Below are 16,073 nucleotides of genomic sequence, written 5' to 3'. Positions count from 1 at the left end.
ACAATTTTGATTCTGATGCAAAAAGTAACTACAACAAGCTTAAGGCTGAGCAAACATGTTTATCTAAGTCCTTAAATAGCAAGGCGTGGTGCATAGATCATAGCTAGGTATAAATAAAAAAACATTTTAGATAATAAGTGCTAAGCTAAAATCGAGGTGAAGACCGATGAGTGGCGTGATAAACATGTTTGCTCAGCCGATTCCATAGTCTAAGTTTAGCTTTTTGCAGTGGAATCAATTTTTAAAATATATTTTTTGTCGAGTTTAAATAAATACCTCCTGGAAATAATGATTGTTAAGGGAGGTATTATAAGATGTTAAAAAAAGTTGTTGGTATTATAATGATTCTAAATATTACTCTTTTTGCTGGTTATATTATTGCTGGGCAAGGAACCGATATCGGAAACAATGTTTTAAGATTACATGTACTAGCTAATAGTGATAACCCTAGTGACCAAATACTTAAATTAGCGGTAAAAGACAAGATAGTAGAATTAATGAACGATGAATTTAAATACATAGATGATGTTGAAGATGCAAAAACACTTGCTGAAAAAAGAATTCCACAAATTAAAGAAACTGCAGAAAAAACTATAGTTGCCAATGGTTATGATTATTCGGTTGAGATTGAAGTTGGTAAGCATAATTTTCCAGACCGCTCTTATGGAAATATAGTATTACCACAAGGTGAATATGAGGCTGTTAGAGTAATTATAGGAAGTGGTGAAGGAAAAAACTGGTGGTGTGTATTATTTCCTCCACTTTGCTTAGTATCAGCTACAGACAAAGGCATAGCACTTGATGGCACTAAAGATGCTGAAGTAAGCCTAAAATGCCTAGAATTATTGCCTAAAGATTCAAAATTACGCATAGGAAATAAACAAAACTAAACTTCTAATTTTAAATTAATATAGGGAAACAATAGTTTCCCTTTTTTTTATTTTTCGATTCCATAGTTGATTCTGCTGCTAAAAATAACTACAAACAAGCTTAAGGCTGAGCAAACATGTTTATCTAAGTCCCGAATAGCAAGGCGTGGTGCATAGATCACAGCTAAGTATAAATAAAAAAACATTTTAGATAATAAGTGCTAAGCTAAAATCGAGGTAAAGACCGATGAGTGGCGTGATAAACATGTTTGCTCAGCCGATTTCATAGTCTGAGTTTAGGTTTTCGCAGTGAAACCAACAATAGTTTATTGCTACTAATGAAGAATCTAAATAAAAAAATACGTTAGCTTATAAATACTTATGTTAAACTATTTTCTAGGCAATAATCATAAAAAGGTTAGGAGAAATAAAATGAATTCTATAACTATAGAAGCTCCAGCAAAAATAAATTTAACACTAGATATAAAAGGCAAAAGAGATGATGGGTACCATGAACTAGAAACCGTTATGCACCAAATAGATTTATTAGATTATATAAAAATTGAAAAAACTAATGAAAATATTAGTATACAAAGTGAAAACACTCAAATTCCTAACAATGAAGAAAACCTTGCTTATAAAGCAGCAGAGTTATTTTTTCAAAAAAATGGGATTAAAAGAAAAGGTGTTAATATATTTATACAGAAGAATATACCAGTAGGAGCTGGACTTGCTGGTGGAAGCACAAATGCTGCTGGGGTATTAAAGGGTTTAAACCAGCTATATGCAGTAAATCTTGATCAAAAAAGCCTATTAAAATTAGGTGAATACATAGGCTCAGATGTTCCTTTTTGCATTATGGGGGGGACTGCATTAGCCAAAGGCAGAGGAGAAGTACTAACACCTATAAATACACAAAAATTAACTATTTTACTAGTGAAACCCAAATATCAATTATCAACAGCAGAAATTTACAAAAACTTTGCTATAGACAAAGTTGAAGAAAATCCTAACAATGGAGCTTTTCTTGAAGCATGGAATAATAATGATATTATTAATATAACATCAAATATTGCAAATGTACTAGAGTCTGTATCTATTGCTAAATACCCAGAAATTGCTAATATAAAAAATAAATTAAAAAACTTAGGAGCACTAAATGCAATAATGTCTGGTAGTGGACCTACTGTTTTTGGTATATTTAATGATAGAAAAAGGGCTTTAAATGCTCATAACTATTTTAAAGAGCAATACCAAGAAGTATTTTTGGTTTCATCCTATATTAAGAGGTGATAATAAAATGGAAGAAAAACGTTTAGTACCTGTGAACCTAGACTCCTACAAACCATTAAGAGAATTGGTTTTAGAAGCAATACGAGAAGCAATCATAAGTGGTTCACTAAAACCAAGAGAAAGGCTAATGGAAATCCAATTAGCAGAAGAGCTAGGAGTATCTAGAACACCAGTAAGAGAAGCATTGCGCAAATTAGAACTCGAAGGTTTTATAGTTATGGTTCCAAGGAAAGGTGCCTATGTAGCAGATATATCTTTTAAAGACATTGCAGATGTATTTGAAATTCGTGCTGCTCTAGAGGGGCTTGCTGCTAGCTTAGCAGCGGAGAGAATTACCGATGAAGAGCTAGAAGAAATGGAACGTCTACTAGTAGAAAAAGCTGAATGTATAGCTACTAATAATATTGATCGCTTAGTAGAAGTTGATACTAGATTTCATGAAATTATATATATAGCTAGTAGAAATGAACGTCTTACAACTATAATTAACAACTTAAGAGAACAAATTCAAAGATTTAGATTAACTTCATTATCTTATCCAGGAAGAAAAAAACAATCAATGGAAGAACACCGTACTTTAACGGAAGCGATACAATCTCGTGATATAAACTATGCTAGACAGGTTGCACAGGAGCACATAGAAAACGCTGAAAATATAATGATAGACTCAATAAAAGCTCAAAGAGCCAAAGAAGAAGAAGAATCCAAGGGATAAAAACGGAGGTGCCGTATGCAATATGACGCTATCATACTTGCTGGTGGTGAAAATACAAGTGAGTTAAAGAAGATAGCTCCATACGATAATGAAGCTTTAATAATTATCGATAAATATCCAATGATACACTACGTCTACCAAGCGCTTCGCAACTCCTCGTTTATAAAAAACATAGTTATATGTGGTCCAAAAGAGGCGTTACGTAATATTTTCATTAAAGAAGAAAACCTATTATTTGCAGAAAGTGGAGAAAATGCCATAGAAAGTTTTAGTAATTCAGTAAAACTTCTAGAAAATCATTCTATAACTGAAAAAATATTAGTAATGCCTACAGACATACCTTTTATAACAACAGAAGCCATAGATGATTTTATAAATAGGTGTGAAAAAAGCAGAGCTGACTTTTATTACTCAATAACTACCAAAGAAGTTAATGAAAAAGTTTTTCCTGGGGTTACTCGAACATATGTAAAACTTAAAGATGGAACATTTACTGGAGGAAACCTGTTTCTAGTCAGAGAGAAAGTTATCCCTAGGTGCTTAAGGGTTGGAGTAGAGCTAATAGAGCGAAGGAAAAATCCTTTAGCTATGGCAAAACTTTTTGGATTTGGTTTAGTATGGAGCTTTATTACTAAACAACTAACTATTAGTAAAGCAGAAAAAAGATTCTATGAAGTCATAGGAATAAAAGGGAAAGCAATAATTTCCCCTTATGCTGAAGTAGGGGTCGATGTCGACAAGCCCTCTGATCTTGAACTTGCGCAAAACTACCTTAAAGGGTAAGGCTTGATTTTAGTCTTACCCTTATCTTATTCAGTGCTAATATTTATAGCACAATTAACTAAGCTAAGAATGTATACTTATACAAAAAGATTTTCGTTAATTTGACAGGATTATTAGTACTACTCGTAGAAACTTTTAATTTGGTGAAACTTTTCATTTTAAAATACATAATTCGATAATATGCGCAAACTTATATAGGACAAGAACAATTAAACACAAATCAAAATATTATATTATTAGAGTTTTTGTTGTAAAAGTACTTGATGTAATTTATAAAGAGGTGACCATATTGAGTTATTCAGCTGTTATATTGGCTGCCGGTAAAGGTGTTCGTATGCGTTCAAATTTACCCAAGGTTGTGCATTTAGTAGCAGGGAAACCCATGATAAAACATGTAGTAAATGCAGTAACAGAAGCAGGTATATCAAAAACTAACATAATTGTGGGGCATGGTAGAGAAAAGGTTTATGATCTTTTCAAAAATGAAGACATAAAATTTGCCATACAGGAAGAACAACTGGGAACTGGCCATGCTTTAATGCAAGCTAAAGATCTTCTTGACGATAACGAGACAATAATAGTTTTAGCAGGTGATACTCCTTTATTAACAGGTAACACCATAAAAAGTCTAATCGAATATCATGCTACTAATAATGCAGTGGCAACAGTTGTGTCAACAAAAATTGATCCCCCAATAGGTTATGGAAGAATAATTAGAGACGAAAGTGGGAATTTTGTCAAAATAGTAGAAGAAAAAGATGCAACTAATGTACAAAAACAAATAACTGAAATAAATACAGGAATTTACTGCTTTAAAGTAAAAGCGGCATTTGATGCTTTAAATAGAACCAAAACTAGTAATGCACAAGGAGAGTACTACTTAACAGATATTTTAGAAATACTTAAGAATGATAATAAAACAGTGGCAGTATACAAAGCAAATAATAGTGAAGAGTTTCACGGAATTAACAACAGAATACAGATGTCAACCGCAGAAAAAATACTTCGCATGAGAAAAAACCTTGAGTTAATGGAAAACGGCGTAACAATAATGGATCCAGAAACTACTTTTATAGATAAAGATGTTAGCATAGGGGCGGATACGACTATACTTCCGTTTACAATTATTCAGGGTAAAACCGTTATTGGTTCGGGCTGTGAAATAGGACCTCAAACGAGAATTAATGATACTCAAATAGGTAACAATGTGGTAATTGAAAACTCACGCATAAAAGAAGCTGAAATAAGTGATGCTTGCATAATAGGGCCATTTGCTTATATTAGACCAGGTACTATTCTTAAAAATGGTGTAAAAATAGGAGATTTTGTAGAGGTAAAAAAATCAGTTTTAGGGGAAAACAGTAAAGTTCCTCACTTAAGTTATGTTGGAGATGCTTTGGTCGGAGAAAACGTCAACATCGGTGCTGGAACTATAACTTGCAACTATGACGGTAAAAACAAATTCGAAACATTAATAGAAGATGGTGCATTCATTGGTAGTAATACAAACCTGGTTGCACCAGTAAAAGTAGGGGAAAATGCTTTGATTGGGGCAGGCTCAACCATTACTAGAAATGTACCTTCAGATTCATTAGCATTTGAAAGAGCGAAACAAAAAAACATAAGTAATTGGGGAAAGAAAAAGGAAAAAGATGATTAAATAGGGGGTATATATCATCATGAAAGCAACCAGGTGGCGCATGAAGCTATTTACAGGAAATGCCAACATAGAATTAGCAAATGAAATAGCAGCCTATTTAGGATTACCAGTAGGGGAAGCAAAAGTTAATCGATTTTCTGACGGGGAAATTAGTGTAGCGATTGATGAAAGTGTAAGAGGGGTTGACGTTTTTGTAGTACAGCCAACATGTCCGCCTGTAAATGAACATCTAATGGAACTACTAATTATGATTGATGCTTTTAGAAGAGCATCTGCTGCAAGAATCAATGCAGTTATACCATATTATGGGTATGGAAGGCAAGATAGAAAAACCAAAGCTCGTGATCCAATAACGGCAAAACTAGTGTCTAACCTAATAGTAGAAGCAGGAGCGCAAAGAGTTGTTGCAGTTGACCTTCATGCTACTCAGATTCAAGGGTTTTATGACATACCAGTTGATCATTTGCCGGGTGTGCCGACAATAGGGGAATACTTTAAAAGCAAAGATGTAACTGGTGAAAAAGCTGTAGTTTTATCACCAGATGTAGGAGGAGTTACTCGGGCTAGAGACTTAGGAGCTAAGATAGGGGCTCCACTAGCAATTGTTGACAAAAGAAGACCCCTACCCAATGTGTCTGAAGTAATGAATGTTATTGGAGATGTAAAAGATAAGTCTGTAATAATAACAGATGACATAATAGACACAGCAGGAACTATATGTACTGCTGCTGAGGTAATGATGGACAATGGTGCTAAAGAAGTATATGGATGTTGCACTCACGCGGTATTTTCAGGTCCAGCTATTGATAGATTAGCTAAAGCTCCCTTTAAGGAAATAGTGATAACCAATACCATCCCATTGGAACAGCAAAAAATGTTGCCTAACATAAAGATGCTTTCTATTGCACCACTTGTAGGAGAGGCAATACTAAGGATTCACGAAGACTTATCTGTAAGTAAACTATTTGAAATATAGTTAGAATCCTAGACAGATGTGTAATAAACCTATATAATTAATAGGGTTAAAGTAAATAATCCCAGTTAAGTAAAAACAATATAAGGAGTGGTGTATGTGGCACTAGCACAAACACTTAACTGCAAGAAACGCGAATTAAAAACTAAAGGACATCGCAATGAACTTAAAAGAAATGAATGGGTTCCAGCCGTACTTTACGGAAAAGGACAGCCTAGTGTCCCTATTACCCTAGGGCAAAGAGAACTTATTAGGGTGTTTAATCAATACGGATCCAGAGGGCTTTTTTCACTAAACATTGAAGATGAAAAAGAACCAGTTATAGCACTTATTAGAGAAATTCAAAAAAAGCCGGTAAGTGGAGATGTAGTACATATCGACTTCTTAACAGTAGATATGACAGAAAAACTAACCAGCACGGTAAGTGTCTATATTTTAGGTGATGAGGAAGTCATCAAAAAAGGAGCTGTACTTCAATCAGGAGCTAAAGAAGTAGAGGTTAGCTGTTTGCCAGCTGATCTACCTGATTACATTTCCTGTGATGTATCAAATCTAAACATTGGGGATAAAGTAACAGTTGCAGATTTAGAAGTGCCAGAAGGTGTTGAACTATTGACTGATCCAGAAAGTCAGGTAGCAGCAATCTTAGCTCCAGCTAAAGCAGAGGAAGAAGAAACTGAAGAGGGCGAAGAAGCTACCGAAGAAGATGCAGCCGAAGAAAACAACGAAGAATAAAAGCAAAAACCCCGCAAAGCGGGGTTTTTGCTACAGTGTTGGTTCTGTTGCAAAAAGTAACTACAATTTCTAAATAATTAGAGGTATTAAATTTATGAAGATCATTGTTGGACTTGGCAATCCTGGAAAAAAGTTTAAAGATACTAGACATAACGTCGGTTTTAATGTAGTCGATGAAATTGCGTCACAAAACACAATAGAAAAAGAAGAAAGCAAATTTGACGCAATAATCGGACATATAAGAATAAACAACGAGAAAATCTTTCTGGTAAAACCCCTTACCTACATGAACCTTAGTGGCCGAACAGTTCAGCCATTAGTGCATTACTATAAATGTGAACTTAAAGACCTAATGGTTATCTATGACGATATGGATTTACCCGTAGGGTCTCTAAGAATTCGAGAAAAAGGTGGTACTGGTGGACATAAAGGAATGACATCCATAATCAATCGCCTAGGAAGTCGTGATTTTCCAAGAATGCGAATTGGCATAGGGCGCTCAGAGCAAATTGAGACGACAAATTGGGTATTAGGACAATTTACCAAAGAAGAAAAACCTTACATCGATGAAATAATAAACCTAGCGGCTGATGCAGCAACAAAGTGGGTAAAGGATGGAATACATCTAACAATGAATTCATATAATAAATAACCGATAATAGTATAAATGTCTGTTAGCCTAGAGAAAATATCAATAAAGATATTTTTAAAAAGGAGCAGGCAAAATGAAGCTATACCATATATGTGAATACTGCAATATAGTATTTAAAACAGTAGAAATCGAAGGACAAGAAGGTGCCGCCCAAGTAGATGGTACATGTAACGAATGCAACGAAGAACTAAACTTTATGGATGATATACCATACAACAAAACCCATTACTATAACTAATTTAAAGCTAGTATGGAGACGTTTTTGTTGAAGCATGAAGATGACAGAGACTAAAAATTAAAAATTAAAAATTTGTGGAGGCCTTTAAACATAGGTGTCCACCTTAGTAGCATGAGGAGGAAAAATAACTCTTGAATACACAGTTCTTTGGGGAAGTAAAAAATCATTTAAATGATGATAAAAATATATTATTAACTGGACTGACAGGTAGCTCTAAGAGTTTCTTTATAAATGAAGTTTACAAAAATAAGCGTGGAAAAATGCTTTGTATAGTACCTAATGAAGAAAAAGCCTATGACTTAGAAAAAGAGTTAAAGGCTTTAGTGGGTAAAAACAAAGTCTTTTTATTTCTTACTCGAGAATTTGCATTTATAAAAGAAAACCTATCTAAAATTGAGACGCAACGAATATTAACACTTAGAGAACTTTTATTTCATCCAAAACGCTCCGGTTACATAATAACTACACCTGGAGCACTTTTATATAAAATGCTTTCACCTAACCAAATAAAAGAAAAAACCATAGAAATAGAAATAGACAATGACATTAATATAGACAACTTGTTAAAAAAATGGGTAGAAGCAGGTTATACTCGAAACGAGACAGTTAGAAGTCCGGGTGAGTTTGCAGTTCGGGGTGGAATAATTGATGTATTTCCAGTTGGGGAAGAACATCCTTATCGTATTGAACTCTTTGGTGACACAGTAGACTCAATTCATAAATTCGATCCAGATACCCAAAGATCAGAAAAAAAAGAAAAAAGGGTAATAATTACACCTGCAGATGAACTTCAGGGAGAAAAATTAGAATCAACCTTAATGGATCATTTCTCAAAAGATATAACTATTTTCTTTGATGAACCCAGAGAGTTTTTCAAAACATACGATAGAGAAACTAGAAGGTATAATGAATTTAAAAAGGAAGCTGAAAAAGAAGAAAAAGATATAAAAAAACTATACTTAACTAATAGAAATGAGCTATCTGAAATAATAAATAAAAAAACAGTTATTTACCATTCATTTTTTCCGGGTAACATCCCCCAAGTTAAGGTGGCTATGCTAGAAAACATTTCACAAAAAGAAATGGAACCATTTTATAATAACTATGAAACCTTGATTTTAAGGCTTAAAGAATGGCTTCAAAAAAACTATACTGTTAAAGTTGCTCTAAAAAGTAAGCCATTTAAAAAACAATTACAAGAACAGTTTATTGACAACCATTTAAGTGGAGTAGAATTAATCGATTTAAACTTAGAAAAAGGCTTTGTTAGTCAAACATTTAAATATGCACTAATAACTGAGCAGGATATAAGAGGGAAAAAAGCAGGTAAAAAACCATCTACTAAGAAAAAAGAAGCAAAAATAATATTAGAAGATTTAAAAATAGGAGATTATGTAGTTCATGAAACCTATGGTATAGGAATATACCGAGGGGTTACTCAGGCAAATGTTGATAATGTTATTAAAGAATACCTACTATTGCAATATGCTGGAACTGACAAGCTCTATTTACCTGTAGATAAACTGGACTTATTATACAAATATACTATCTCTGAAGAAAAACAACCAAGGCTTAACAAGCTTGGTGGAACAGAATGGGAAAAAACTCGCAAAAAGGTATCCAAATCAATACAGGAGTTAGCTGAGGAACTGCTCCGATTATATGCTATGCGCGAAAACGTACAAGGATATGCATTTGCTCCCGATACTCCATGGCAAATGCAATTTGAAGATGAATTTCCCTACCAAGAAACTCCTGACCAACTAAAATCAATTAAAGAAGTAAAACAAGATATGGAAAGGCAACGCCCTATGGATAGATTGATATGTGGGGATGTTGGCTATGGCAAAACAGAAGTAGCATTAAGAGCAGCTTTTAAGGCAGTAATGGATGGTAAACAAGTAGCTTTACTAGTGCCTACAACTGTATTAGCTGAGCAACATTATGAATCCTTTAAACAGCGATTTGCAAACTATCCAGCAATAGTAGAAGTATTAAGTAGATTTAGAACACCAAAGGAGCAGAAAAAAGTTATTGAGGACTTAAACAAAGGAGCTGTAGATATTGTTATAGGTACCCATAGAATGCTATCAAAAGACATCAAATTTAAAGAGCTAGGTTTATTAATAATAGATGAAGAACATCGCTTTGGAGTAGCCCAAAAAGAAAAAATAAAGGCACTAAAAGAATTAGTTGATGTTCTTAGCTTATCAGCCACACCTATACCAAGAAGTTTACATATGTCTCTTACTGGACTTAGAGACTTAAGTGTAATAGAAACCCCTCCACCAGAAAGATACCCTATAACAACATATGTATTAGAATATAACGAGGAAATAATAAGGGAAGCTGTTTTAGCCGAAATTGACAGAGGAGGCCAGGTTTTCTTTGTACATAACCGTATTCAGGATATATATAAAGTAAAGGAAGAATTAGAAAAAGTACTACCAGGACTAAACATTGCTGTTGGACACGGAAGGATGAAGGAAGAAGAGCTTAGCAAAGTACTACTAGATTTTAATAAAGGAGCTTATCATATTTTATTATGTACTACTATAATAGAATCCGGTCTTGATATGCCCAATGTAAACACTATTATAATAGATGGGGCAGACAGAATGGGATTAGCTCAATTATATCAGCTTCGTGGAAGAGTGGGGCGTTCTAATAGACTTGCATATGCATATTTAACCTATCGACCTGAAAAAGTAATAACCGAAGCAGCTCAGAAAAGACTAAATGCAATAAGAGAATTCAATGAACTAGGTGCGGGAATGAAATTGGCTTTAAGGGACTTAGAAATTAGGGGTGCTGGTAATATATTAGGACCAGAACAGCATGGATATATACAGGCTGTAGGATTTGATCTTTATGTAAGATTACTAGAAGAGGAAACCCAAAAATTAAAAGGTGAAAAACCCAAAGAGGTTACTAATCCTCAATTAGACATTGATGTAGATTACTATATTCCTGATAGCTATATACCTGATTCAGGCACCAAAATTCGAATTTATCGCAGATTATTACTAGCAACAGAGCAGGAAGAGGTGGAAGAAATCAGAAAAGAAATACTAGACCGCTTTGGCAACTTACCTCAACCAGTAGAAAACTTCTTGCAAATTGCATTACTACGAATTCAGGCTAAGAATAAAGAGATAAAAGGAATAAAAAGAAAAGGCAAACAGATGGAAATAACCCTAAACAGACCGTTGAATAAAGACGTAGTTCAGCACCTAAAAGAAGTAAGGATGAAAACACCAAATGAATATACAATACAACTAAAATTAGACAGTTCTAAATCCATAACCGAGTTACAAACATTACTAGGTAAATTATAAATTTGATATCAACTAATCTATTGCTCCAAAATAGTCGTTGAACATATCTACTAACGGAGACAACTGATGCTCTACATAATGCATGGGGTTTGGCAACATACTCCAGTTTAGGTTATGGTCTAAACCATAAGCACTTGCTAGTACAAAAATAAATACAGCTACAATAATATCTTTTATATAATTAGCATCACTAGCTTTACTATATAGCATAAAAACAGATAAAAACAAAAAAAGTAAAATTACAAAATACATATGTCAGCTACACTCCTAACTATATAGGTACTAACCCTTTTTAGATCCCGGACCTCTAATTTTGGTCATAACCAACAGGAGGGTAGGGAAAAGTAAATTTATTGGTAAAATGTAAAATATAACACTCGGGGAATGTAAATTCACAAAAATAATATCATTGTCATGAAATATAAAAGTCATAATAATAGTTAATAGACCTAGTGGTAATAAAATAGATCGATAATTATTTAATGAGAATAAAGTCTTTGTCCCCATTGCTACAGCTTGATAACTCAAAAGTATAGCAAAAAAGGCCGTTACGAACCAAAAGAAAAAGAAAAACTGGTCTATTCGTTCCAAACCTGGAATATCAATCATTTTATAAACCTCTAAAAATGGAAACCTCTTTAATTCAACTGTTTCAGCACCAATTACGGCAAAGGTTATAATACTACGTATAACCAAAAGAATCGCTGCAAATGTAAGCCAATAATACAGCACTCTACCATTTTGTTTCATATCATCTTTAACAAAGGGTAAAAACATACCAAATATTACTAGTTCAGCAAATGGCCAATTTGCAGAATATAAAAAGCCTGAAAAAACAGGTTTCCAATAAACAAATATAGGTAGCACATTTGCAAAATCTAATGTATGAATGGATAAAGCAGCAATATAGCTTATTAAAAGTAGCATTACAGTTGGCCACATTATTACTTCAGCTAATCTACCTACTATATTTAATCCTTTAAAAGCTATATAAACAACTATAAGAGTGATAACAGTTAAAACAAACAGATAAGGCATCAAAGGAAAGATTACTAACATTAATATAGCTAAATCATATAATCGTAAAGTAACAACAAAAAAAATGCTAGTTAAAAATATCAAGCTTAAAAATTTGCCTAAATACTTACCCAAAAGTTCTTCACTAATAGCAATAAGGTCCTTGCCTGGAAAGCTTTTATGTAGGCTAAGAAGTAGATATATCATATAAAATCCCACAATTGATGATAACCCCACTGCTAACCAGCCATTACGTCCAGCATTAAGTGCAGGTAAATATATAAGTGAAGTACCTAATACCATAAATAAAGTTAATATTCCTAATTGATTTGCAGAAACAGAGTTCTTATCCATTATTTCCTCCAAAACCTTAAATATCAGGTAGCATTGTTATTATGTAATTAAACAAATCAAAAAACGGAAGTCCATATAATTGTACAAGTGACATATATACTCCCACTGCAAAAATGACACAGAAAACAAATAATTCCCGGTACAGCTTTTCTATTATAAGAGCAGGAACTTCTACTAAAATAATTACTAGAAAAAGTCCTAATAGCAACCAAATCATAAAACCTAAACTCCTTAAAAAGATTGCAGTGAAATTAAAATTTTTACTGCGAAAAGCAAAACTTAGACTATGGAACCGGCTGAGCAAACATGTTTATCACGCCGCTCATCGGTCTTTACCCCCATTTTGGCTTAGCTCTTATTATCTAAAGTAAAATTTATTTATACTTAGCTGTGATCTATGCACCACGCCTTGATTTTCGGGCTTAGATAAACAAGTTAGCTCAGCCTTAAGTTCTTTGTAGTTACTTTTTGTAGCAGAATAAAAATTAAAAATTATTTTCAGTGCGAAAAGCAAAACTTAGACTATAGAACCGGTTGAGCAAACATGTTTATCACGCCACTCACCAGTCTTATTTCCATTTTGACTAGTTTGCAAATCTAAATATTTTATCTTGTAGATAGCTTCTGCGTAAATCCATAGTAACTTTAATATTTGTTTCAACTTCAGGAAAATGTTTAGTATTCCAATTTTCGTTTAACTCCTTCCAACTATTAGGATTTACCCGACTGATTTCGCGCCCGAACCCAAAGATATCACTTTCAAGCTCTTGCGCGCGATTTATAGCCATACTAACTTCTTGTTCAACCTTGCGTGCAGTGGCTTCCTCTATAATACCTACATATTTTCTATTTAATATTTCTTTGGTACTTCCTGATAATTCATAAAAATTAAACTCCCCTTCTATATCAATATCCATCGTAATAGTTTCACCCTCGATTTGTGGTTTTATAATAGCTCGAGACCTAATGAGTTCTAAGGTGATTCTGCCATTTATATCTGCAACATCTTCTAAAGTAATAAGTCCACCATTTATCATCCTAGTCTGTAAAAATCTTAAACCTCGGCTTTCAATTTCATTTAAGGATCCAACAAGTTTTCTTCCGGCAAAAACACCTGTACCATCAAGTCGTAGCGATTTTTCTATTTCTTCCTCTTCCTCCTCCTCTTCTTCTTCTCCATTTTCATTATTATTATCATTATCATCATCTTCTACATCAAGTGCATGTTTTTCTTCATCTACTTCCTTAACAACTACTTGTGGCAATACAGGTTCAATACCTGGAGTAGATAATTGTGCTAAAAACTCTGATATAGTAACAGGTATATATATACCTAATTGCTCTTCTTGTATTTGTATCATTTTCATAAGTGCTACTGCAGAATGCATTTCTAAAGGAGTTTCTACTTCATAAACTTCTGCAGGTGTAGTGTCTCTGGTTAAAAACATAGCCGAGTTTTTACGAATATTTCGATTACGACCAATAAAGTCGGCAATTAAAGCCAAATCTTTTTTTGCTAAGTTTTCTCCAATCAAAAAAGTGCTAGAATGTGCCCAAATAGGTAAACGTGGAACGGTTAACATAATTTTTCTAGCAGCTTCAGTAAAGGTGTCACCTTTTTCTGTAACTACTATATGTGTTTCTTCTCCTGGACCTGCAGCTTCTCGATCAATCGGAAAAGCTAGCTGGGCAGTAAATGAAAGCACATCATCATCTTCTACATCAGCTCCTAACCCTATAGCAACTGCAGCCTCATTTAATTCAACAATATTCCAACAACCAGCAGAAAAAACCATAGAAACGATAATGATAGTAGCTATGATACGCTTAATCACCCTTGATTACCTCCATTAGAATTATCTTTTTTTTGTCTAACTAGATTTTTCATTCCTGACATAAATGGACGACGTATAGCGTTTGTCCATGGACGTCTTACTATAGTGTCTCCTAATTCACCAGTTCTTAAGGGAGCAAATGGAGCTAAATATGGTTGACCTAATGAACTTAGAGAAGCCATTCTAGTTAATAGTAGAAGAATACCAATCATAATACCGAAAAAGCCGAGAAAAGCGGCTAAAAATAGAAAACCAAAACGGGCTATTCGCACAACAACTCCTGCATTATATGCCGGAGTAACAAAGGAGGCTATACCAGTAAAAGCAATAACGACTACCATTGGTGTAGAAACTAGACCAGCACGAACAGCCGCATCTCCAATAATTAATGCCCCCACAATACTTACAGCAGGTCCTATTTGCCCAGGGAGCCTTAACCCAGCTTCTCGGAGCAGTTCAAAGGTTAATTCCATAAGTAAGGCTTCTACAAAGGCAGGAAAAGGCACACCTTCTCTAGCTGCCATAATAGTGAGAAATAAATCTGTTGGAATCATTTCATGATGATAAGTAACAACAGAAACATAAATTGATGGAAGTAGTAATGCTATCCAAAAGGCTATAAAACGAGCTAATCTAAATAAGGTTGAAGGGACATAACGCTCGTAATAATCCTCAGCAGATATTAAAAAACGTGGAAATGTTGTAGGAACTATTAAAGCCATGGGGGATCCATCAACTATTATGCAAATTCTTCCTTCTAATAAATGTCCTACAACTCGGTCAGGCTTTTCAGTTGATTCACTTTGAGCAAAAATTGTATATTTTTCATCTTCAATATGTTCTTCAATAAGTCCAGTATCTAAAACTCCATCTACATCAATTTTGCTAATTCTAGTTCTTACTTCATCAACTAATTCTTTAGGTGCTATACCATCTATGTAACAAACCACAGTGTCTGTTTTAGTCACTCTTCCTACTACAAAGTTTTCTACTTTAAAACTTGTTGATTTAATCCTGCGTCGTAATAAAGCAGTATTAAAACGCATGGTTTCTGTAAACCCTTCCTTAGGTCCACGAATAACATGCTCTGCATCAGGTGTTGCTACAGCACGACTTTCCCATGCGCGAGTTCCAGCAGAAAGACCAGTACTAAAACCATCAATAAGCAAAACAGTATCACCAGAGCTAATTTTGTGACCTACTTCCTGCAGGGTTGAAATAGTTTCAACTTCACCTATCAATAGAATTCTATCCTGAACCGCAGTAAAAATATCCTTTTCCTTTTGTTCTGGACTAGTGTCATTAACCATTTTTAATTCCAACATCAATGGTCTAAGTACATTATCTTCAACTTCAATTCGGTCAGCTAAGCCATCAAAATATACGACAAGCGCCTTAGTCTCCGTTTCATTACCAAAAGAAAATTTTCGAATTACTGCATCAGAACAGCTTTCTAATAATTGCATTAAACGATTATAATTTTCATCAATATTAGTAGAGATATCATAATCAATAATCTCTCTATTAGCTGGTGGCTTCTGTTTTTTATTTGTTAAATACCGCATACAAACCTCCGAAATTGCAATATAGTAATGATTTCATTGCGAAAAG

At 34.0% G+C, this 16,073-nt stretch carries 15 protein-coding genes; 10 read left to right on the top strand and 5 right to left on the bottom strand.

Annotation, left to right across the window (positions count from 1 at the left end; all coding sequences use genetic code 11):
* The first annotated feature begins 314 nt into the window (after positions 1–314).
* From spoIIR to mfd, 10 genes are all read left to right on the top strand, one after another.
* Positions 315–890, top strand: coding sequence for a stage II sporulation protein R (gene spoIIR, locus SYNTR_RS09635; RefSeq protein WP_156204317.1), 576 nt, complete (start codon positions 315–317; stop codon positions 888–890).
* A gap of 411 nt (positions 891–1,301) precedes the next feature.
* A complete protein-coding gene (ispE, locus tag SYNTR_RS09630; protein WP_197079099.1) occupies positions 1,302–2,162 on the top strand; it encodes a 4-(cytidine 5'-diphospho)-2-C-methyl-D-erythritol kinase in 861 nt (286 codons plus the stop codon).
* Between the two features lie 7 nt (positions 2,163–2,169).
* Positions 2,170–2,877, top strand: a complete 708-nt coding sequence (locus SYNTR_RS09625) for a GntR family transcriptional regulator (RefSeq protein WP_156204315.1) — start codon at positions 2,170–2,172, stop codon at positions 2,875–2,877.
* A 15-nt stretch (positions 2,878–2,892) separates the two neighbouring features.
* The gene (locus SYNTR_RS09620; RefSeq protein ID WP_156204314.1) at positions 2,893–3,660 is read left to right on the top strand and encodes a nucleotidyltransferase family protein; all 768 of its coding nucleotides are present in this window, start codon (positions 2,893–2,895) and stop codon (positions 3,658–3,660) included.
* 289 nt (positions 3,661–3,949) lie between these two features.
* A complete protein-coding gene (glmU, locus tag SYNTR_RS09615) occupies positions 3,950–5,320 on the top strand; it encodes a bifunctional UDP-N-acetylglucosamine diphosphorylase/glucosamine-1-phosphate N-acetyltransferase GlmU (RefSeq protein ID WP_279285951.1) in 1,371 nt (456 codons plus the stop codon).
* A 19-nt stretch (positions 5,321–5,339) separates the two neighbouring features.
* Entirely contained in the window at positions 5,340–6,296 is a 957-nt protein-coding gene (locus SYNTR_RS09610; RefSeq protein ID WP_156204313.1) for a ribose-phosphate diphosphokinase, read from the top strand.
* A 96-nt stretch (positions 6,297–6,392) separates the two neighbouring features.
* Positions 6,393–7,028 carry a 50S ribosomal protein L25 gene (locus SYNTR_RS09605; RefSeq protein ID WP_197079098.1) on the top strand — a complete coding sequence of 212 codons (636 nt, stop codon included), beginning with the start codon at positions 6,393–6,395 and terminating at the stop codon, positions 7,026–7,028.
* Between the two features lie 94 nt (positions 7,029–7,122).
* A complete protein-coding gene (gene pth, locus SYNTR_RS09600) occupies positions 7,123–7,680 on the top strand; it encodes an aminoacyl-tRNA hydrolase (protein ID WP_156204311.1) in 558 nt (185 codons plus the stop codon).
* 73 nt (positions 7,681–7,753) lie between these two features.
* Positions 7,754–7,918 carry a hypothetical protein gene (locus SYNTR_RS09595; RefSeq protein WP_156204310.1) on the top strand — a complete coding sequence of 55 codons (165 nt, stop codon included), beginning with the start codon at positions 7,754–7,756 and terminating at the stop codon, positions 7,916–7,918.
* A 131-nt stretch (positions 7,919–8,049) separates the two neighbouring features.
* Complete coding sequence (gene mfd, locus SYNTR_RS09590; protein ID WP_243140181.1) at positions 8,050–11,256, top strand: transcription-repair coupling factor; 3,207 nt, start codon at positions 8,050–8,052, stop codon at positions 11,254–11,256.
* Between the two features lie 12 nt (positions 11,257–11,268).
* Here the strand turns inward: mfd and SYNTR_RS09585 are convergent, their stop codons facing one another.
* From SYNTR_RS09585 to SYNTR_RS09565, 5 genes are all read right to left on the bottom strand, one after another.
* Positions 11,269–11,508, bottom strand: coding sequence for a hypothetical protein (locus tag SYNTR_RS09585; RefSeq protein WP_156204309.1), 240 nt, complete (start codon positions 11,506–11,508; stop codon positions 11,269–11,271).
* A 30-nt stretch (positions 11,509–11,538) separates the two neighbouring features.
* The gene (locus SYNTR_RS09580) at positions 11,539–12,627 is read right to left on the bottom strand and encodes a GerAB/ArcD/ProY family transporter (RefSeq protein ID WP_156204308.1); all 1,089 of its coding nucleotides are present in this window, start codon (positions 12,625–12,627) and stop codon (positions 11,539–11,541) included.
* A gap of 16 nt (positions 12,628–12,643) precedes the next feature.
* Positions 12,644–12,844, bottom strand: coding sequence for a hypothetical protein (locus SYNTR_RS09575; RefSeq protein ID WP_156204307.1), 201 nt, complete (start codon positions 12,842–12,844; stop codon positions 12,644–12,646).
* A 367-nt stretch (positions 12,845–13,211) separates the two neighbouring features.
* Positions 13,212–14,462: a Ger(x)C family spore germination protein gene (locus SYNTR_RS09570; RefSeq protein WP_156204306.1), complete on the bottom strand. Its 1,251-nt coding sequence runs from the start codon at positions 14,460–14,462 to the stop codon at positions 13,212–13,214.
* Positions 14,459–16,027, bottom strand: coding sequence for a spore germination protein (locus SYNTR_RS09565; protein ID WP_156204305.1), 1,569 nt, complete (start codon positions 16,025–16,027; stop codon positions 14,459–14,461). Before SYNTR_RS09565 ends, SYNTR_RS09570 begins: the two co-directional genes overlap by 4 nt.
* Between the last annotated feature and the right edge of the window lie 46 nt (positions 16,028–16,073).

This window comes from Candidatus Syntrophocurvum alkaliphilum (genome assembly GCF_009734445.1).
In the GTDB taxonomy this organism is placed as follows: domain Bacteria; phylum Bacillota; class Syntrophomonadia; order Syntrophomonadales; family Syntrophomonadaceae; genus Syntrophocurvum; species Syntrophocurvum alkaliphilum.
Note: the sequence above shows the minus strand (reverse complement) of the source record. Positions and strands in the feature narration are given on the sequence as shown.